We start from the raw sequence: 19,505 nt of genomic DNA, 5'->3' as shown, positions 1-19,505 counted from the left end.
CCAGGGCCGACTGCATACCCGCAATCCCACCCCCCACCACCAGGACCGATCCCACAGGCAACTCACCACGCATGCTGTCCCTGCTCATGGTTGGCCTCCTTTTTTTGGGGCTCACCAGATGGTTATTTCCATCAGTTTGTGAAGGACCAGCAATTGCTTCTGGGTCAGTTCTCCGATGTGCTCGTTGATCCATGAAAGATCACCCGAAACGATAGCTCTTTTCGCTTCCGTGCTCAGCCTGTACGCACTCAAAGCTTCAGGCCCCTCTTGCACCAACGTTTTCCAAAACGCCTCGTCATCGGCCGCGCGGTTCAAAACGCGCAGGACTTCCCGGCGCTCTATAGGGCTGCTTTCGTCAAAGTCCTCGACTTTTGCGATTTCCTTGGTCAGCGCTTCAAGACGCTTGCTCAAGGCAGCATTGACGACTTTTTTGAATTCCTCTTCAGTAAAAGGCTTAGGCAAGTAGTCTCGAGCCCCGATCTTCATCGCCTCCACCGCAGACTCCACGGATGAATACCCTGTAATGACCACCACTTCCGTTTCCGGACGGCGTCCTTTGACATGTCGAATCACATCCATCCCATTTATGTCCGGCAGCTTGAGATCGGCCACCAGGAGGTCAAAGGACGTCTCCCCGATTTTTTCCAGGGCATTCCTTCCCGTCATCGCCCATTGGACATCGTAGCCTTCCTCAGCCAACACCATCTGCAGCCCCTTGGCCACATGGATTTCATCTTCCATAAGGAGAATTTGAGGGGGGCCCTTTGTCTTGATCTCAAACCTTTCCACAACGGCACTCATGGCTTACCTCCTCTCTATGCTTGCTGTAACATTGTTACCCTTCGCCAATCGTTCCTTAGGCAAGCTTTGTGCCATGGAAGAGGACATGTCACCACCCTTCATGGATCGCGCTCCCTTAGAAAATTCGTGGGATGCCCGTTACTGCGGACAGCCTCGCTGCCCTGCGCGAAGCGGGGATGTCTAGAAAAAAATACATCCCCAGGGGCATGGATGGAGAAATTCTCCGAAGGGCGGCCGCCCTGTGGCCGTATAAGTCCTTATACGGATGAGGATCTTTTGAAGCTAGTGGGGATGTGATGCCGTTTCATGAGAGCGGAAAAGTTGGACCGCTGCATGCCCACGGCTTGAGCGGCTTTGGAGATATTTCCGCCGTGTTCTCGTAGGGCTTGCAGAAGAAAAAGCTTTTCCACACCGTCGTAATGTTCGCGAAGCACAACCTTTTTGAAACTCTTCAGCTCACTGAGGGTTCGTGGAATTCTTGCGTAAGACCAGCGACGTCGCGTTTCCAGGTGATCCATCAGAGTGGAAAGATCCACCAGTGGTTGGTCGATCATGATCACGATCCGTTCCACAACGTTTTTGAGTTGGCGCACATTGCCAGGCCAGGGATGGTTGACCATAGCTTCCAGGGCATCTTCGGTGAAGCCCTCGATGTGCTTGGACATCTTTCGGCAAAATAATTGAAGAAAATGGTAGGCGAGTCGCGGGATGTCGTCTTTACGTTCCCGAAGCGGGGGAAGAAAGATGGGAAAGACATCGAGTCGGTATAAGAGATCCTCGCGGAAAGCGCCTTGAGCCGCAAGGGATCGAAGATCCTTGTTGGTCGCAGAGATGACCCTCGCCTCGGTGGTTCGGAACTCCGAAGCCCCCACTGGTTTATATTCTTTGGCTTCCAGCACGCGCAACAGCTTTCCCTGAATTTCCAGGCTAAGGTTGGCAATATCATCAAGAAAGAGCGTGCCATTGCCGGCGATTTGAAAAATCCCGGCCTTGTCCTGAGTGGCCCCTGCGAAGGCCCCTTTGACGTGCCCAAACAGCTCGCTTTCCAGCAGAGAAGGAGACAGGGTGCTGCAGTCGATGGCGATGAATTTTTCTGAAGCTCGACGGCTGTGGGCATGAATGGCTCGGGCCACGAGTTCTTTTCCTGTGCCATGCTCCCCACAGATGAGCACAGTGCAGTCTGTTGGAGCGACGCGTTGGATGTGTTAGAAAACTTCAAGAATTTTTGGATTCTCTCCGACGATGTTGGAAAACGCATATCGGTCGACCAGTTCTCTTTTGAGCCGCGCATTTTCTTGCACGAGCCTCTTTTTTTCGACGGCACGCCGCACGCACAAAATCAGCTGATCATCGGTAAAGGGTTTGGTGAGGTAATCAAAGGCGCCCAATTTCATAGCTTCAAGAGCGTTGGGCACTGTGGAGTAGGCGGTCATGATGATTATGTAAGCGCTGTGATTCATGCGGCCAGCTTCCTCGAGGATCTGCATACCGTCCATATCCCCAAGACGGAGGTCCAGCAACAGCACGTCAAAATCATCCTGCTGCAGAAGACTCAGCCCCTCACGGCCCTTCAGGCAGTGCTGCACGTGGTGGCCATGCTCTTCCAGAATGGATCGGCAGGCGAGCGCCAGGCTTTTTTCGTCTTCAATAATCAGGACCCGTCCCTTAAGCGTCACCTCGGCGTCAAAACACATCTCACCACACCCTACGAAACTATTGCAAGGGCAAGGTGATCGTAAAGCACGTCCCCAGACCCGTCTGACTCTCCACGCTGATCTCACCGCCGTGAGCCTTGACGATGCCGTAACTCACCGCGAGCCCCAGCCCTGTGCCCTTGGGCCGAGTGGAGAAAAAAGGCTCAAAGATTTTGTGAATGAGCTCCGGAGGAATGCCGCAGCCATCGTCACGGATCATCACTCCCTGCACGCCTTTGACCTTGTCCACAAAGGTTCGAATTTCCAAGGCTCCTCCGGGATTCATGGCCTCAACGGCGTTGAGAATGATGTTGACAAACACCTGTTGCATCTGACGACCGTCCAAAAGGGTGTCGGGCATGTCTGGTGCCAAGTCTTTATGCAGGTGCAAGTGGTGCAGCATCAGCTCATTTTGCAGGACCACGAGCACTTTTTCGATAATCCTGTTGAGGTTTTCCAAGGACCTGCTGGGTTTTCTGTCTCGGCTGAATTCCAGCAGGTCTCGCACGATGCTTCGGCACCGTTGGGTTTCGCTCACAATGATTTTGAGGGATTCCTTAATGGGGCTGTCCGGTGGAACCTTTTTCAAAGCATTGGTGCTGTAGAGAAGAATACTTGCCAAAGGGTTATTGATCTCGTGAGCGATGCCGGCGGCCATCCGTCCTAGAGCCGAAAACTTCTCTGCTTGGCGTGCCAATTCGTCGTAGCGGCTCTGCTGCTCTTCAAAAAGTCGGGCCTTGTCCAAAGCGCACGCGGTGAGCCTGGCTACGGCCGTGATAAAATCTCGTTCCTCAGGGCTTATGTCTCGAACGTCCGGAAAGAAAATTCTGAAGACGCCCATCACATGCTCTCGCAGGCACAGGGGCACATCCACCATCGATCGAATGCCTTCGGCGTAGGTTTCCTGAGGAAATTCCACACGAGGGTCATTGAAGAGGTCGTTGATCACAATGAGGCGATCGTCCTTGCACAAACGGGTGAAGATTTCGTGGTTTGAGGCGGGTTTTTTGCCAGGTAAGCTTCACTAAGGCCATAAGCCGCGTGCACTTCCATTTTTTGCGTTGCCAAGTTGATCACACAGAGGAGGGCACCTTTGGCTCTCAGCACCTCCGGGATCTTCCAGACCACCAGTTGAGAGATTTCACGAGGGTCCGCGCTGGAATGCACGACGACGGCAATATCCCGAAATGCATAGAATAAATGGGAAATTTCCAGGGATGCCATGCCTTCTTCTCCTGAACCCAAGGTGAAAAAGGCCTACGTTTTTACGGCCACACGCTCAGATACAGCCCTTTTGGCGCATCACATCGCCATGGCCCAGACCAGCCTTCGAAACGCTACCGAGCGAATACGTGGAAAAGGCGCCGTGGAAGTTACTCTCGCGCATCCGCTTGCTTTTGAATTAAGTTTAGTGAATCCACGTAGCCATGGTCAAGGGCATGCTATAGAAGCACCGACCGTCATCAAAGAGTGGAAGTCTTTTCGTGCCGGGAACTTGAGCTTTGCCCCGGCCCACTGCTCTTTGGTTCATGGAGGCAAGTCACTGACACCGAAAAGAATTCCAGATTCCATCAAATGGCCGTATCGCCACGTTCTCCCGTTCGAATGCGAATGACCTGGGTCAGAGGATAGACAAAGATCTTGCCGTCACCGATTTTGCCGGTGCGCGCAGCCCGCTGAATCATTTCCACCACCTCTTCCGTACTCGATTCGGGCACCACGGTTTCCACCTTGATCTTGGGCTGGAAGGCCACCAGGTACTCGGCCCCTCGGTAGATTTCGCGGTGCCCTTTCTGCCTCCCGAACCCACGCACTTCTGTCACCGTAAGGCCCGTGATGCCTATGGAGTCCAAAGCCTCCTTGACCTGTTCCAGAACAAACGGCTGAATAATGGCTTCAATCTTAACCATACTCTGGTCCTTTCTCGGCCCTTTTATGGAACCCAAAGCGCTGGAAGAGATGACTCAAGGCGCTGATCCTTTTTAGAGCTTATAGCCTGTTTCGCTGTGCTGGGAGAGATCCAAGCCCTGGACTTCCTCATCATCCGGCACACGTAACCCCGTGACGACCCCTGTCACCTTCAGCAGAATCCAGGAGAGCGCAAAGGAATAGACGATCGTCGCAAGGGCTCCCAAAGCCTGCACGAGAAGTTGCGTGGCATTGCCGTAAAACAGCCCGTCGGCCCCGGCGGTGTTGGAAGCGGTGGACGCGAAAAGTCCTGTGGCCAAGGCTCCCCAGAGTCCTCCAACTCCATGAATACCCACCACGTCCAAGGCGTCGTCGTAGTTTAACTTCTCCTTGGCCATCACGGCCCCGTAACAGACTCCTCCCGCCACAAGACCGATCCACATTGCCGCCATAGGGCTTACGAATCCGGCTGCCGGGGTCACGGCCACCAATCCGGCCACGGCTCCAGAAGCCGCTCCCAACATTGTGGGCTTTCCGATCTTGATCCATTCCACCGTGACCCAGGCCACCGCCGCGGCTCCTGCGACGACCTGAGTATTGAAAAAGGCCAGGGTCGCCACCATGCCCGCCGCCAATGCGCTTCCGGCATTGAATCCAAACCATCCGAACCACAAAAGCCCAGCCCCCAACACTGTCAAGGGCAGATTATGGGGCTAAAAGGGTTCCTTGCGGTACCCACGCCGCTTGCCCACCACGAGCGCGCAGGCCAAGGCGGCAGCCCCCGAATTGATGTGAATGACTGTTCCGCCGGCAAAATCCAACGCGCCCAACTTTCCCAACCATCCACCGCCCCACACCCAGTGGCATACGGGAAAATACACCAGAAGTGTCCACAGGACGGTGAAGAGCAAAAAGCCCGAAAACTTCATGCGTTCTGCAAAGGCTCCCGTGATGAGGGCCGGCGTGATGATGGCAAACATGAGCTGAAATGCCGAAAAGAGCAGGTGCGGAATGGTGGCGGCATATAGCCCGGGATCCAATCCAACTGATCGCAGCAAAGCCCAGTCCAATCCCCCGATAAGCCCCCACCGGTCTGGCCCGAAAGCCAAGCTATAACCACAGACCACCCAGAGAATGGAAACAACCCCAAGACAGATGAAGCTCTGCAACATAGTGGCCAAAACATTTTTGGAACGAACAAGACCTCCGTAAAAGAGGGCCAGGCCCGGAGTCATGAGCATTACCAGAGCGCAGGCCAAAAGCACGAATGCCGTATCGCCGCTGTCCATCTTTGCCTTTCTCCTTTTCCGTGCGTGTGTGCCCTAAGGATCTCCTTCCACCCGTGTTCAGATCCCTTTTCTTCTGGCAAGGTTTAGGCCACATTCCCAAAGACCTTGCCGGTAAAGGGTTTCAGTCCGCCTTCTCGCCCGACAAAAGGAGTCAAAAGGATGTTTGTGGCCACAAATTTGTTTAGCCATCGCCGGCGATGTTTAGGCTTGCCAAAGGCTTAGAGCAAAAAAGCAAGGCTTTCATGCCCCTGCAGTGCAGAACAAAATTGTGCCCGGATCTTGACCGGGTTATGATTTCGTTGCTTTCGGCGTCGGCAGAAAGAATCGGGGCACGAAGCGGGAACGGCAAGATGCGGTTTGCACGGAAAGAGGCCTTTGTGGGGCCGAGGAGCGAATCATGAAAGCGTGCGCGGCACTGATCATCTTATTTTTGGTTCTTGGCCTCCCGATGGACACCGTCAAGGCGCAGGGTTCCCTATCCTCGCTTCGGTGCGGCTCCCGGCTCGTTCTGATCGGAGAAACCAAAGGGGACGTGGCCGTCAAGTGCGGTCCTCCTTTGTATCAACAGCATGTGGGCGAAAAGATCGTTCGCACCCGTTACGGCTACGACAAGATGGTGGTGGAAGAATGGGTTTACAACTTCGGCCCCACCGATTTCGTGCATACCCTGCGCTTTGAAGGCGGGCGTTTGGCGGAAATTCATCGAGGCGAGCGCGGGCACTGACAGCCCGACCGCAAATCGGCTTCTCAAGTCCTTGGGGTTTGATCGACAGATTTCGGCTGACCGCGTTTCGCCAGGACGCCCTTAAGCTCTTCTCAAATGTTCGGACCGCAAGGCCAAGGTCTTTCATGAGAGAATCCCGTGGACTCTTAGAACCAACTGGTTTTTCCAAGTAAATCGAGGAAAAAGAGGAGAAGACGTGTGAGGAGACAGGGGTGGAAATCTTTCGCGTCGTGGTCGCCGCCTTGATCTTTGTTCCGGCGTGGGCTGGTCAAGCCTACGCCTCCAACCACTATCTCCTTTTTCTTGGAATGGCCTACCTCTTCGTGGGCTTTGTGGATCTGGTCCACACCCTTGTCTATAAGGGCATGGGCGTGTTTCATCACATCACGGCCAACGAACCGTCGCAACTTTGGATTCTGGCACGTTACTTGGAGAGCCTTTCTTTCCTGGCAGCCCCGTCCTATGCCCGGCGCAAAGCCCCGGCCGGTCTCTTGTTTTCCGGGTACACACTGATTACCCTACCTGCTGTTGTTTTGATCCTGGCTTGGAGGACTTTTCCTGATTGTTTTCTGGAAGGGAAGGGACTCACAGGGTTTAAAGTTATCAGCGAATATGTGTGATCTGCGGCATCTTCGTCGCGGCGGGCGTTCGACTTTACACAATTCGAGAGATTTTCGAGCCCAAGGTCCTTGGACTGCTCTGGGCCGCTTTGGCTGCAACCGTGATGGCTGAACTGGCTTTCACCCTCTACGTGAACCTTTACGGTCTGTCCAACATGATGGGCCACCTGTTCAAATTCGTATCCTTTTGGTTCATCTTCGAAGCCCTGGTTCGAACGACCATCCAAGAGCCTTGCGCCGTCCTCTCTCGCCAAATGAAACCTAACGAACAACATCTTTCCGAAAAAAAGGACACACTCGAGACGGCCCTCAAGGAAATCAGAACCCTGCGGGGTCTGCCTCCCATCTGTTCTTATTGCAAAAGGATTCGGGACGATCACGGGACCTGGCACGGCTTATAAGCTTATCTTCGATCCCACACAGAAGCCAGGCTTTCCCATGGCATCTGTCCGGATTGTCTTAGAAAACACTACCCCTAGCCGACGGACCAGGTCCTGGTGATGTGTAATACCCCCTATCCATCAAGACCAAAATTCGTGTGATTGGTAACGCACCGCTGTTCTCTTGTCTCTTGGTGGCAAGAACAAAGGATCGCGCCCTCTGAGCCTTTAGCGGGGCGGTTTCCTCAGGAAAAAGCCACAGCCCCACCGCGTTCTTCATGGCGACTGAGCAGCGTGCTCATAGCGGGACTCAACCGAAGAGACGTATCCCAGCTCGTGGTGTGACCGCTCGGTGTTATACGCCTGGATCCCGGTTTCAATGATCGCCTGTGCCTCAGCGAAAGACGAAAACAGGGGCAACCAGAAACACTCCTCTTTAAGCGTTCTCGTGAACCGTTCGATCCCCCCGTTTTGTTGCGGACTGTAAGGGCTGAGGGACTCTGGGCACAGACCCTAGCGGCGGACAAGTTTAAGTGGTGGACTATGGCACATCTAAACATTCGGCAACTTCGCGTAAACTGACTTTATAGCCCTCTGCCTCAAGTTCCATTTTTACTCGAAAAACAAGCTCTCTCCCTCGCTGAGAATACGCTCGGCTTTTTTTAAAACATCGATCTGCAGCCCCCGTTCACCGATCTTTTTCTGATGCTGCTTGAGCTCTTTTTGGTCGATGGCTTCTATGGATTTGGGATGAGCTTTGAGACCCTCCGTGGCGCAGGTGATCAATGTCTCCATCCATTGCTCGATCTCGCTCTGCTTGAGATCGTGTTCGCGGGCCGCATCCACGATGGTTTTTTGCCCCTGAAGGACCTTCAACAAGAGGTCCCTCTTACGATTGGCCGGCCACCTTTTTCTACGAACTGGCTTCACCGGTTTACCTTCCATCTTACACCCCCCTTCTCTGTCCAAACCTACCCCTTCTTGTTGGCCCAGTCCCGTTTGGGGTCACTATACAACTTCCTACCGGGGGTTGCGGAATACCTTCGAGAGGCGGCACGCCCTGAGCTCTATATCAAGACGGCCATTGTCATCATGGGCGCCGGCTTTGGGTTGAAGGCTGCCGAATCTTTGAGTCTCGCCAGCAACATCATGTTTCGAGGCTTTTGTGCCATCGTGGAAGCCTACCTCATCTATTGGGCTTTGACTTATTTCATCGCGCGTCGCTACTTTAGGTTTAGCCGGGAATGGTCTGCCCTTCTGGCATCCGGCATCTCCATCTGCTGAGTATCTGCAGCCATCGCCACCGGCGAAGCCATCAATGCCCATCCGATGGTTCCGATTATGGTTTCCTCCCTCACCGTCATCTTCATTGCCGTGGAAATAGTCATCCTGCCCTTTATCGCGCAAGCGTTTCTCTATCATGACCCTCTGGTGGCCGGGGCGTGGATGGGCCTTGCCGTCAAATCGAACGGCGGCGCAGCGGCCAGCGGCGCCATCACCGACGCCCTGATTCGAGCCAAAGCGCTCAATGCCCAGGGCATCAAATTCGTCGAGGGCTGGATCACCATGACCACCACCACGGTGAAAATGTTTATGGATATCTTCATCGGCATTTGGGCCTTTATTTTGGCGGTCCTCTGGTGCAGCAAAATCGAATGCAAGGCCGGCCAAAAGGTCCGCGCCATCGAAATCTGGCATCGTCTTCCCACGTTTGTCTGGGATACGCGGGAACGTTCTTTCTTCTTCTGCTTCTGTGCTGGCCCGCGTCCCGCACGGCAGGGGTCGTCAAGGCCAAGGTGGCCGATCTGAACAAAGACGTGGCCGCCATCACAACGCAAATCGCGGCCACGGCCGACGATGCCGAAACATCCGCCTTGCAGCAGCGGCTCTCCCAGCTCAAGATCCAGATTGCGGAGCTGCAGGCCACGGCTGAGGGCCCTGAAAAAACCCTCAAGGCTGCCAAAGCTTTTACCGCCGAGGGAGACGTTTTCCGCGAGCTCTTTTTTGTTCTCACCTTCTTCAGCATGGGGTTGGTCTCCAATTTCAAGAACCTCAGACAGGAAGGCAGTGGCAAGCTGGCCGCCGTGTACGTGATCTGCCTATTCGATTTTGTCATTTGGATCGGACCGGCCATCTCTTGGCTGTTCTTCCACGGGGTTCTGCCACCCGTGTTGCCGGCCGAGTCAAGCTCGGGGTGAGACAAGCAATTGCCGAGGAGGAGCTATCTTCATGAGCTCACAAAACGAACCGAACATTTCTGAGGAAATAAAAAAATGGAGTATGAGCCGCTGCTGCCGGTGAAAAAGAAGCTTATCGCTTGGAGTCTTCTTCTCGGGGTGGGGCTCATCGGAGTGCTGTACGGTGCCAGCCAGTTCTTTTTCCCGGGAGGGCACTGATCTTCCGGCCTAAAAAACGCCCTTTCATAACGGACCCGGACCGCCCACGGTCCGGGTTTTTGCTTTTGCATTCTGCCCATGAGCATCTTGACGATCCAACGAGGGGCCCTGTGTAAGGCATCCGCCCTGTCTGCCGCGAACCCACACTAGGGATGGCTCATGATGCGCCTTTTTTGGAGCAGCTTCTCAACGGCATGGCCATCGGATCCATTTATGCACTGGTGACGCTGGAGCTCGCTTTCGCTTATGGCACTTTGCGCATTCTCCCCGTCGCCCACGCGGATGCCCCTGACGGTCGGAGCCTTGGGTATCGGAGGGATTCCTCGCGAACGCTTTTTTCAGGTTCCCTTGAAAAACATGACCTATCTTTGGCTCTGCCTTGCGTTTCTTGCTCTGGTGCTGGTGGTATGCCGGTGGCTTACACGAAGCTGGCCGGCCTAGCCTGTTTCGCCCTTCGAGAAGACGAAACGGCGGCCTCCAGCATGGGCATTTCCCCCGTGCGATTCAAGCTGTTCGCGCTCGTGCTTCGCCGAGCAGGAAGCACGGAGGGCACTGAGGTCCAAAAGCCATGGCGCCACCAAGAACTTCAATGGTCTGACCGGTGTCATTCAAGGCTTTACCCCGGTCGGAGAAGTCGTCAAGGATTTCCAGGTTCAGATTGTCAAAGACGGCGCCTTTCGCTACTTTGGTATGGTCAAAGACCCTGCCGTCATCACGCCTTAAGGTGTGAAGGGCTCTCCATCAGAGAAAGGCTTTTTCGAGGTCCGTGATCAAAGGGGCCGCGGGCCTTGAGGTCCCTCATCATGGGCAGCCAAAGGGGCTGACCCTTCGAAACCAGGGGTCGGCATCCACTCTTGACACGACCACCTCGTGCAAAGGGCATCCAGGAGAGCGGCCTCTCGAATCCAGCCTCTCAAAACTCCAGCGCGCGGCCTTCAAGGGCCGTTGAAAGAGCCGCCACCTTTAAGAGGCTCAAAGCGCCGAGGGAGGACACGAAGATGAATCTCACCCCAAAAGAAAAACTCCTCAAGGAACTCCGCATCGGCTGCGCAAAACCCCGCCCGGTGCGAGCCCCTCGAGGCGCCACCCTGCACTGCAAGGGCTGGCACCAGGAAGCGGCTTTGCGCATGCTGTGCAACAATCTGGATCCGGAAACGGGCGAAAAACCCGACGAACTCATTGTTTATGGAGGCACCGGTAAGGCGGCGCGAAACTGGGCCAGCTTTGATGCGCTCGTGCAGTCCCTTCTGCACCTGGAAAACGATGAAACCCTTTTGGTGCAATCGGGAAAGCCCGTAGGTGTGGTCAGGACCTATCCCACGGCCCCGCGCGTGCTTATCGCCAACGCCAACCTTGTGCCCGCATGGGCCAACTGGGACTATTTTCATGAGCTGGAAGCCAAGGGACTCATCATGTTCGGTCAAATGACGGCCGGTTCCTGGATCTACATCGGCACGCAGGGCATTTTACAAGGAACCTATGAAACCTTTGCCGCCTTGGCGGAAAAGCATTTTGGGGGTTCCTTGGCCGGAAAGATCACCGTGACCGGAGGCTTGGGCGGCATGGGAGGCGCACAACCGCTGGCCGTCACCATGAACGAAGGCGTGGCCATCTGCGTGGAAGTGGATCAACATAGGATTCAACGACGCCTGGACACGCGATACCCGGACGTCATGGTGGAGGACCTGGACCAAGCCATGGCCATGGCTCGGGAAGCGGCCGCGGCCTCAAAACCCCTTTCCATCGGTTTGTTGGGCAACTGTGCCGAGGTGCTGCCCACAATGGTGGCCGTGGGGTTTGTTCCCGATGTGGTCACGGACCAAACCAGTGCCCATGACGAATTGAACGGATATGTCCCGGCGGGCATTCCCTACGATGAGGCCTTGGCCCTGCGAAAGAAGGACCCCAAGCGCTACATCGACATGGCCATGGATTCCATGGCCGTCCATTGTCGGGCCATTCTGGACATGAGGCAAAGAGGGGCCGTCGCCTTTGATTACGGGAACAATTTGCGAGGCCAGGCCCTGAAGCGAGGGGTACATAACGCCTTTGATTTTCCCGGATTCGTGCCCGCCTACATTCGGCCGCTTTTCTGTGAGGGAGAAGGGCCTTTTCGATGGGTGGCCTTGTCCGGAGACCCGCAGGATATCGTCGTCACCGACCAGGCGCTCATGGAAGCCTTTCCGGAGAAGACACGCATGGTCCGCTGGTTGCAAATGGCTGAGGCGCGAGTGGCGCACATGGGCTTGCCGGCGCGCATCTGCTGGCTCGGCTACGGTGAACGGGACAAGGCGGGCAAAATCTTTAACGATCTGGTGCGCCAAGGCGCCGTCAAAGCCCCCATTGTTATTGGGCGCGATCATCTGGACTGCGGCTCCGTGGGCTCCCCGAACCGGGAAACGGAAGCCATGCGAGACGGTTCCGACGCCATCGCCGACTGGCCCGTGCTCAATGCCTTGGTGAACACGGCGTCAGGAGCCAGTTGGGTAAGCTCTCATCACGGAGGGGGCGTGGGCATCGGTTACGCGCTGCATGCAGGCCAAGTCACCGTGGCCGACGGGACGGACGAAGGAGAAGTTCGAGTCACCACAGTGCTGCGCAATGACCCGGCCACCGGCATTATCCGCCACGCCGATGCCGGCTACGAACGCGCGATCCAGGTGGCTCGGGAACGCGGTGTCAAAATCCCCATGGTGCCACCTCAGGAGGAAGGCCACCCATGAGCCCATGGATCGAATGTGTGCCCAATTTCAGTGAAGGGCGCCGCCCCGACGTCATCGAAGCTATTGTGGCCCCGTTCCGGTCCAAGCGTGGTTGCGCCCTGTTGGACTACCGAGCGGACGCTGATCACAACCGGCTGGTGGTGAGCTTGGCCGGAGCTCCGGAACCCATTCAGGAGGCTCTTCTGGAAGCGGCCAAAGAGGCGGTGGCGCACATTGACATGAACCAGCACCAGGGTGCGCATCCTCGTATCGGGGCCGTGGATGTCATCCCCTTTGTCCCCTTGCGCCACATGAGCATGGATGAATGTGGGGCTTTGGCCCGTGCGTTCGGCAAACGCTTTCATGAGGAAACGGGAATTCCTGTCTACTTTTACGAAGAAGCCGCCCTGCGTCCGGAGCGCACGCCTCGAAGTCATTCGTCAAGGCCAGTACGAAGGTTTGAAGGCGGACATTTCGAAACCCGAAAGGCACCCCGACGTGGGCGAACCCCGACTGCATGCCACGGCCGGTGCCACCGTCATCGGAGCTCGAAAGTTCCTCGTGGCCTTCAACGTGAACCTCGGCACGTCCGATGTGCGCATCGCCAAGGAAATCGCCAAGGTCGTGCGCGCCTTCAGTGGAGGACTGTGCCACGTCAAGGGGATCGGACTGGCTCTGAAAGACCGAGGCTTGGTGCAGGTGAGCCTCAACGTGGTGGATTACGAAAAGAACGCCCTCTACCGTGTCACCGAGCTGATACGCACGGAAGCCAAGCGCTGGGGCGTGCCCGTGGTGGAAACCGAAGTCTATGGCATGGTGCCGGCCGCCGCCCTTCTGGAAAGTGCCGCGTATTATCTACAGATCGTAGGTTTTTCACCCGACCAAATCATCGAACTCAAGATGCTGGAGATGCTTGACAACAACCCATGATCACCAAACTCTTTCGAAACGCCGCCATCTTCACCCCTGTGGATTCCGGCACCCCCAAGGCCGGTCCGCTTCAAGGTGATGTTCGGGTCCTGGACCGAGGCGCCCTGCTGTGCCGAAATGGGCTTTTGGAAGCCGTGGGCCCGGAAGACCAGGTCCTGCAGAGGCTTGCCGCAACGGCCCTGGACGTGGACCACGAAATCGACCTCGGCGGGCGATGCGTCATCCCTGGATTCGTGGATCCCCACACGCACCTGTGTTTTATGATGCCTCGGGAGCAGGAATTTTCGCTGCGCCTTCAAGGCGTGGAGTACCTGGAGATTTTACGTCGAGGCGGCGGCATTCTTTCCACCGTGCGCTCGGTTCGGCAAGCCGAGGAGTCGGCCCTCTACGAAGCCACTCATCGAAGGGCGATGAGCGCCCTGAGGCCGGGCACCACCACGGTGGAAATCAAGAGCGGCTATGGGCTGGATACGGCCACGGAACTGAAAATGCTTCGGGTCATTGCGCGCCTCGCCCGAGAAACCCCGCTCGATGTGGTCCCCACCCTCATGGGCGCTCACGCCGTGCCGGAAGAATACCGGGATCGAAGTGACGCCTATGTGGACCGGCTCATCCAAGAGATGCTCCCTGCCGTCGTGGCTCAAGGGATTGCCCGGTTTTGTGATGTCTTTTGTGAAAAGGGGGTTTTTTCGGTGGAACAGAGCCGGCGCATTCTCAAAGCCGCCCAAGCCCAAGGGCTTGGAGCGAAGATCCATGCCGACGAAGTCCATGATCTGGGCGGAGCGGCCCTGGCGGCGGAAATCCGCGCCGTTTCCGCGGAACATCTCCTGGCGGCCCGAAAAGAAAACCTTCGTGCCATGGCCCAGGCGGGAACCATTGCGGTGGTGCTTCCGGCAACGGCCTATTGCCTGCGCAAACCCTTCGCCCCGGTGCGCACCATGATCGATCTTGGGGTTCCCGTGGCTCTGGCCACCGATACCAACCCAGGATCGTCTTACACGGAATCCATGCCGTTCGTCTTCGGATTAGCGGTCTTCATGATGGGCCTTTCCGTGGAAGAAGCCCTGGTGGCGGCCACACTGAACGCCGCCTATGCGGTAGGAGCCGCGGCGCGTGTCGGCGGCTTGGATGTGGGCAAACAGGCGGATTTTGCGGTCCTCGATGGAGAAACCCCTGCTGTCATCGCCTACCATGCAGGGGTCAACCCGGTTGCTCAGGTCTACAAGAAAGGCGAACAATACGCGCCTTGGACAGGATGAAATGACATGCCCAAAGATCTCAGCCAATTGACCGTTCATGGATTCCTTGAAGAACTGGCCTCGGCCCAGCCAGTTCCCGGCGGCGGCACCGTGGCCGCCCTGGCCGGAGCGCTGGCTACGGCCCTCACAACTATGGTGGCCCGTCTCGCCCTGGCCAAAGAGAAGTTTCAGGACCGTTTTGCGCTCATGGCGTCCATCGAAGACCGTGGGCAACAACGCCTTTTGACCCTTCAGCCCCTGCTTCAGCAAGACACGGACGCCTATTAAGCTGTGGTGGAAAGTCTTCGACTGCCCAAGAGCACGGACGAAGAAAAAGCGCACCGCACCACAACCATCCAAGAAGCCCTTCGGCAAGCGGCTTCAGTGCCCCTGAAGACTCTGGCCGCCTTGGACGAGCTCATGGACGACGCGGCTCAGACCCTGCGCTCGGGCAATCCCAACGCGGCCAGCGACGCCGGAGCCGCCGTTCAGCTGATTCGAGCCGCAGCCTGCATTGCGGCCTACAATGTGTGGATCAACCTGCAATCCGTGCGAGACAAAACTTTTCGCAGCGACGCTGAAAAAAAGGTTCGAGTGGCTTTGGAGCGCATCGAATCGTGCGCCGCTCGTTCCCATGAAGCATTGCAGAGGGCTCTAGTCCACAACCTGTGAAAGGATCTACTGGGAGCGTGTTCGAGAACACGTTCCGCAGGAGCGCCGCAAGCCGCGACGCCGGATCGCGCCTTGCGGCGCTCCTACAGAGTGCAATCAAAACGGCTGCCAAAAGCCATTCTTGGAGAGGGTCCTGGATTCGCGGCCTAGGGTACCCGCACCAGCCGAGAAACCCTTGGGCCCAATAGCCGAAGGATCAGTGAATCAAGCGCTTTTTCATGGCATAGACGGCCAGGACGGTAAATATCGCCGAAAAGGCCACTAGGTAGACGACGCTGATTCCCAAAGACGATTCCGCGGCTCCGATCTGCGCTCTGCGGCACAGCTCCACCAGGTGATACAGAGGGAAAGCCCGAGCGGCGTAGGCGGCCCAGGAAGGCAGGGATGAAACGGGGAAAAAGGTTCCGGAAAAGAGAAACATGGGCGTGATGAAGAGAAACACCGGCAGATTGAACATCTCGATGTGCGGCGTAATGCCGGTCATCCACAGCCCTATGGCACCAAAGGCCAGTCCGCCGATAAAGGCCGTCGGCACAAGGGTCAACACGGACCAGGGATGCACAAAGCCCAAAATCGCCAAAACGCCGCTCATCAGCATAGCCGCGACCACCGATTTGGTGGCGCTCCAGACAATTTCTCCAATCATGATTTCTTCCAGGCTGAGCGGCGTGGCCAGCATGCCGTCAAAGGTTTTTTGGTAATACATGCGCACAAAGGAAGCGTAGGTGGTTTCAAAGAAAGCATTGTTCATAATGGCCGTAGCCACCAAGCCCGGCGCAATAAAGGTCACATAATCAAAGTGTTTGCCTCCATGGGCGACGTCTCCGATAAAACCGCTGAGTCCCAACCCGAAGGCCGCCACGAAAAAGAGCGGCTCCAGAAGCGGCGTTAGAAAACTCACTTTCCAAATGCGCCGATACGTCCAAAGGTTGCGCCTCCAGACCTTAATGAACCGCCAGGACACGGCGCCCATACCGTTCATTCGCGAAGCTCCCGGCCCGTCAACCGCAAGAAGACATCCTCCAGGGTGCTTCGACGCCATGTGCACTTTCGAACACAGAACCGTGTACGAACCACGTCGAGAAGGCTGGATCCTTCCGAAACATAGAGCAGAAGGCGATCCCCCAGGTCGTCGTGTTCCAGGCGATTTTCTCGAACGTATCGGCGCAGCGCCTCGTCCGGGTCTTCAATTTCCACCACATCGGCTCCGGCATATCGCGTCACAAGGACTTCCGGCGCCCCTTCCACCAAAATTTTTCCATGATCCATGATCACCAAACGATCGCATAACCGAGCCGCTTCTTCCATGTAGTGGGTGGTAAGGACCACCGTGAGGCCGTCGGCTTTGAGCAATTCCAGCTTTTGCCAGAGCAGATGCCGGCTTTGGGGATCCAGGCCCGTGGTGGGCTCATCCAGAATGAGCAGTTCCGGACGGTTGATCAGGGCTCGAGCCAAAATGAGGCGGCGCATCATGCCCCCGGAAAGATCCGCCACTCTGGAAGACCTCTTGTGGCTCAAGGAGAAAAATTCTAGAAGTTCCGAAGTCCGCACCGTGGCTTCCTTGAACGGAATGCCGAAATAGCCGGCGAAGATCCACAGATTTTCCTCCACCGTGAGGTCTGGGTCCAGGGTGTTTTCCTGGTGGCACACCCCGACGCGCCCTTTGATCGAGCGCCAATGGGTTCGAACATCCATGCCGAAGACGCGAATCCGGCCGAAGGTAGGCGGAGAAAAACCGTAGAGAGCCCGAATAGTGGTACTCTTGCCCGCCCCGTTCGGGCCGAGCAGACCAAAGAACTCGCCGCGCTGGACGTGAAAGGAAATGCCGTCCACCGCGGTCAGATTCCGAAAGCGCTTCATGAGGCCTTCCACCGCCACTACGGATTCCATGCTGCTCACCATGGCACCGCGACCCACACCAGCCTTTTATCCTCCTGTTCTTCGAAGCGTCCGCCCATCCTGCCAAATGGCGTTCACAGTCCCTTGGATCCTCGGGGGGGCATGACTGGGTTTCAGTCCTTTTCGGCCCCACACGTCTCTCGTTCTGAGCCCACAACGCGTTGCGCGCCCCGGGTGACCCTTCGCGGTCCGTGCGAGCATGTCATCTTGGCTGCAGCACGGCTTGACAGCATTTTGTGCCAGCCCCAAGGGGCATTCTGCGCCGAAGGGCCTTGGGCCCCCATTTCCAGACGCAAGCTGCACCATACTGGGCTTGCGGTCAAGAGGTCCACCATCTTATGCAGCATGTTCGAATCAATGTGAGGGATTTGATGGATCCACAAATACATCCAGAGGGGTCGATGCGCTCGTGGCTTCCGTGGAGTGGCCGATGCGTCCACGGGCTACCGTCAAATATGGGCCTGAGCGGCGAAAAAGACAAGGATCCGTTCGAGGTCGATGCCTCGTTCCGAGAGACAAGGTAACCAGGTGGTTAAAGGCACATGGCGCAGAGGGTGAACAAGGGAATTAATGAAGGCCATCGCTTCAGTTCATCATTGGGCTGAGAGATTTTTCGATCGTCAAAAGCCCGGCCGCCCAAAGGCATCAAGTCAATCACGGCTACGGGAATGCGAGTGAAAAACACTCCACTGCTGTGTTTTCCTCGATGGCCCGGCATCCAACGGCGCAGAGCATGGGGATTCTGATCATGATTTTTCGTTGCCGATGGTTTCTTTGTTGAGGGCTTCCAATCCTTCGATGCGAAGCACTTGATCAATATCCAGCAAGGTTGTCAGCGTTTTTTTGACTGGAGCCATTCCAAGGATCCAACGCACGTCCACGTTCATGCCAAATTGCGGCGGTTCATCGATGTCCTCTCCTCGAATATGCTGCACCTCACTCACCGCGTCCACCAAGAGGCCGAAAAGCATAGGAGCGGTGGTGCCCAGAACCTCCACCACGATGATGCACGTTTCTTGGGAGCATTCCGCTTCGGGCAACATGAAACGCCTGCGCAAATCGACCACGGGAATCACTTTTCCACGTAGGTTCATCATTCCTCTGACATGCGCCGGCGTTCCGGGAACAGGTGTCATGGGCAAAAGTCTGACGATTTCCTGAATCCGCTCAATCGGAATGCCGTATTGTATGGCGTTGAGGGAGAATAAGAGGTATTTCCCTGTGCGCTGTTGAATCCGCAACCGTTGTTCCTCGGCCAGCTTCTGTGCTGTGATATCCAAAATGACCCCGATGACGCTGTCAATCTTTCCTTCGGCGTCGCAGACAATTTGTCCCCACTCCTGAATCCACAGGGTCTGACCGGATTTTGTCACCACCCGGTACTGCCTCGTGTAGGTCTTGTCTCCCTTGAGCCCTGACATAAAGGCTTTTTTTGCCGCGTCTCTGTCATCGGAATGCATAATGTCCAGCCATCGGAGCCTGCGGCTATTGAAATCGTGCCTGGAGTACCCAGTAAGGATCTCGATCTGGTCCCCGAAAAACTCTACAGAGCCATCCGCATAGCCCTTGTAAGCGGCATTTTGGACGACCGCCCCCGGTACCTGGTCACAAGAGGGTGCGCATTCCGACACGGTCTTCGGCCTCCATGAAGCACTCGGCTTAAGAGGAATGGAAGTTCAACAACCTACATCTATTTTATCGACCTTTGCTTCGTCAAACTTGAGGAAAATTTTAAAAAATGTTTTCGCTTCAAAGGAAGCTTTTCGGGAATACGATGTCGGATGGATCCTGGAAAGGGTGGTGGCCGCACGTTACGAGATTCTTGATGCGGCATTTCCGTGGGCTTTGGCTGGCGGGCGACCCGGGGATCGAACCCGGGACCTTTGGTTCCGGAGACCAACGCTCTCTCCACTGAGCTAGTCGCCCGCTGTGGGAGTCTGCCTAAGACAGGCGGTTGTTTATCATACGCCCTTGAACCTGTCAACGTCGTCAGGATGCGACTCGAGTACCGGGACACCTTCCCATGGGGCGCCTTTCCTTGGTTCACGTAACAATTCCATGCAACCCGGACCTTTTGATTGGTTTTTCTTCACTCGCCAGGAAGAGGCCCTTGACGGTTCACCCACTCCCAGACACTCGGGCCGTCGCACCAGGAAGAGGCAACCCCTTTGCACTCTCAAAAGGTTATGCTAAGCTCATTGGCCAAAAGGAGTGGGCGCCATGGAAATTCAGGAAGCCATTCGCGCAATTTT

At 56.1% G+C, this 19,505-nt stretch carries 19 protein-coding genes, 1 tRNA gene and 4 pseudogenes; 10 read left to right on the top strand and 14 right to left on the bottom strand.

Annotated features, from left to right (window positions below):
• Nucleotides 1-111: 111 nt before the first annotated feature.
• The 7 genes and pseudogenes from ACUVSA_RS06270 to ACUVSA_RS06240 all read right to left on the bottom strand — a co-directional run bounded on the left by ACUVSA_RS06270 (nucleotide 112) and on the right by ACUVSA_RS06240 (nucleotide 5,692).
• Nucleotides 112-801, bottom strand: coding sequence for a response regulator (locus ACUVSA_RS06270; protein WP_445893226.1), 690 nt, complete (start codon nucleotides 799-801; stop codon nucleotides 112-114).
• A 257-nt stretch (nucleotides 802-1,058) separates the two neighbouring features.
• Nucleotides 1,059-2,003: a sigma-54 interaction domain-containing protein gene (locus tag ACUVSA_RS06265; RefSeq protein ID WP_445894181.1), complete on the bottom strand. Its 945-nt coding sequence runs from the start codon at nucleotides 2,001-2,003 to the stop codon at nucleotides 1,059-1,061.
• Between the two features lie 3 nt (nucleotides 2,004-2,006).
• Nucleotides 2,007-2,495, bottom strand: a complete 489-nt coding sequence (locus ACUVSA_RS06260; RefSeq protein WP_445894174.1) for a response regulator — start codon at nucleotides 2,493-2,495, stop codon at nucleotides 2,007-2,009.
• A gap of 19 nt (nucleotides 2,496-2,514) precedes the next feature.
• On the bottom strand, nucleotides 2,515-3,468 hold the full coding sequence (locus ACUVSA_RS06255) for an ATP-binding protein (RefSeq protein ID WP_445894173.1): 954 nt from the start codon (nucleotides 3,466-3,468) through the stop codon (nucleotides 2,515-2,517).
• Nucleotides 3,441-3,719, bottom strand: coding sequence for a hypothetical protein (locus ACUVSA_RS06250; RefSeq protein ID WP_445894172.1), 279 nt, complete (start codon nucleotides 3,717-3,719; stop codon nucleotides 3,441-3,443). Before ACUVSA_RS06250 ends, ACUVSA_RS06255 begins: the two co-directional genes overlap by 28 nt.
• 347 nt (nucleotides 3,720-4,066) lie before the next feature.
• Nucleotides 4,067-4,405 carry a P-II family nitrogen regulator gene (locus ACUVSA_RS06245; protein WP_445893223.1) on the bottom strand — a complete coding sequence of 113 codons (339 nt, stop codon included), beginning with the start codon at nucleotides 4,403-4,405 and terminating at the stop codon, nucleotides 4,067-4,069.
• Nucleotides 4,406-4,477: 72 nt separating this feature from the next.
• A pseudogene (locus ACUVSA_RS06240) lies at nucleotides 4,478-5,692 on the bottom strand (ammonium transporter).
• 397 nt (nucleotides 5,693-6,089) lie between these two features.
• Between ACUVSA_RS06240 and ACUVSA_RS06235 the strand changes: the two are divergent.
• The 3 genes from ACUVSA_RS06235 to ACUVSA_RS06225 all read left to right on the top strand — a co-directional run bounded on the left by ACUVSA_RS06235 (nucleotide 6,090) and on the right by ACUVSA_RS06225 (nucleotide 7,437).
• On the top strand, nucleotides 6,090-6,416 hold the full coding sequence (locus ACUVSA_RS06235) for a DUF2845 domain-containing protein (RefSeq protein WP_445893221.1): 327 nt from the start codon (nucleotides 6,090-6,092) through the stop codon (nucleotides 6,414-6,416).
• A gap of 212 nt (nucleotides 6,417-6,628) precedes the next feature.
• A complete protein-coding gene (locus ACUVSA_RS06230) occupies nucleotides 6,629-7,036 on the top strand; it encodes an MASE3 domain-containing protein (protein WP_445894171.1) in 408 nt (135 codons plus the stop codon).
• Nucleotides 7,033-7,437, top strand: a complete 405-nt coding sequence (locus ACUVSA_RS06225; protein WP_445894170.1) for an MASE3 domain-containing protein — start codon at nucleotides 7,033-7,035, stop codon at nucleotides 7,435-7,437. Before ACUVSA_RS06230 ends, ACUVSA_RS06225 begins: the two co-directional genes overlap by 4 nt.
• A gap of 255 nt (nucleotides 7,438-7,692) precedes the next feature.
• On the opposite strand, the gene ACUVSA_RS06220 is transcribed toward ACUVSA_RS06225, so the two are convergent.
• A complete protein-coding gene (locus tag ACUVSA_RS06220; protein ID WP_445894180.1) occupies nucleotides 7,693-7,926 on the bottom strand; it encodes an integrase core domain-containing protein in 234 nt (77 codons plus the stop codon).
• Between the two features lie 102 nt (nucleotides 7,927-8,028).
• A complete protein-coding gene (locus ACUVSA_RS06215; protein WP_445893218.1) occupies nucleotides 8,029-8,361 on the bottom strand; it encodes a transposase in 333 nt (110 codons plus the stop codon).
• A 69-nt stretch (nucleotides 8,362-8,430) separates the two neighbouring features.
• Here ACUVSA_RS06215 and ACUVSA_RS06210 point away from each other — a divergent pair.
• The 7 genes and pseudogenes from ACUVSA_RS06210 to ACUVSA_RS06180 form a co-directional block, all read left to right on the top strand.
• A pseudogene (locus ACUVSA_RS06210) lies at nucleotides 8,431-9,614 on the top strand (putative sulfate exporter family transporter); the annotation flags it as partial.
• 75 nt (nucleotides 9,615-9,689) lie between these two features.
• Nucleotides 9,690-9,812, top strand: coding sequence for a hypothetical protein (locus tag ACUVSA_RS06205; protein WP_445894169.1), 123 nt, complete (start codon nucleotides 9,690-9,692; stop codon nucleotides 9,810-9,812).
• 998 nt (nucleotides 9,813-10,810) lie between these two features.
• On the top strand, nucleotides 10,811-12,535 hold the full coding sequence (gene hutU / locus ACUVSA_RS06200) for a urocanate hydratase (RefSeq protein WP_445894168.1): 1,725 nt from the start codon (nucleotides 10,811-10,813) through the stop codon (nucleotides 12,533-12,535).
• A pseudogene (locus ACUVSA_RS06195) lies at nucleotides 12,532-13,006 on the top strand (glutamate formimidoyltransferase); the annotation flags it as partial. The gene hutU and the pseudogene ACUVSA_RS06195, both read left to right, overlap by 4 nt.
• 6 nt (nucleotides 13,007-13,012) lie before the next feature.
• Nucleotides 13,013-13,444, top strand: a complete 432-nt coding sequence (locus ACUVSA_RS06190) for a hypothetical protein (RefSeq protein WP_445894179.1) — start codon at nucleotides 13,013-13,015, stop codon at nucleotides 13,442-13,444.
• Nucleotides 13,441-14,703, top strand: coding sequence for an imidazolonepropionase (gene hutI / locus ACUVSA_RS06185; RefSeq protein WP_445894167.1), 1,263 nt, complete (start codon nucleotides 13,441-13,443; stop codon nucleotides 14,701-14,703). The genes ACUVSA_RS06190 and hutI overlap by 4 nt, the downstream gene beginning before the upstream one ends.
• Before the next feature lie 6 nt (nucleotides 14,704-14,709).
• Nucleotides 14,710-15,354 (top strand): annotated as a pseudogene (locus ACUVSA_RS06180) (cyclodeaminase/cyclohydrolase family protein).
• A 196-nt stretch (nucleotides 15,355-15,550) separates the two neighbouring features.
• Here the strand turns inward: ACUVSA_RS06180 and ACUVSA_RS06175 are convergent.
• The 5 genes from ACUVSA_RS06175 to ACUVSA_RS06155 all read right to left on the bottom strand — a co-directional run bounded on the left by ACUVSA_RS06175 (nucleotide 15,551) and on the right by ACUVSA_RS06155 (nucleotide 19,179).
• Nucleotides 15,551-16,336 carry an ABC transporter permease gene (locus ACUVSA_RS06175; protein WP_445893136.1) on the bottom strand — a complete coding sequence of 262 codons (786 nt, stop codon included), beginning with the start codon at nucleotides 16,334-16,336 and terminating at the stop codon, nucleotides 15,551-15,553.
• A complete protein-coding gene (locus tag ACUVSA_RS06170) occupies nucleotides 16,333-17,256 on the bottom strand; it encodes an ABC transporter ATP-binding protein (RefSeq protein WP_445893143.1) in 924 nt (307 codons plus the stop codon). The genes ACUVSA_RS06175 and ACUVSA_RS06170 overlap by 4 nt, the downstream gene beginning before the upstream one ends.
• 529 nt (nucleotides 17,257-17,785) lie before the next feature.
• Nucleotides 17,786-17,938, bottom strand: a complete 153-nt coding sequence (locus ACUVSA_RS06165; RefSeq protein WP_445893135.1) for a hypothetical protein — start codon at nucleotides 17,936-17,938, stop codon at nucleotides 17,786-17,788.
• 61 nt (nucleotides 17,939-17,999) lie between these two features.
• Nucleotides 18,000-18,884, bottom strand: coding sequence for a chemotaxis protein CheW (locus ACUVSA_RS06160; RefSeq protein ID WP_445894166.1), 885 nt, complete (start codon nucleotides 18,882-18,884; stop codon nucleotides 18,000-18,002).
• A gap of 219 nt (nucleotides 18,885-19,103) precedes the next feature.
• Nucleotides 19,104-19,179 (bottom strand) — tRNA-Arg (locus ACUVSA_RS06155).
• Between the last annotated feature and the right edge of the window lie 326 nt (nucleotides 19,180-19,505).

This window comes from Desulfosoma sp. (genome assembly GCF_052743555.1).
The sequence above is the reverse complement of the archived record's forward strand: the minus strand, read 5'-3'. Positions and strand labels throughout refer to the sequence as shown.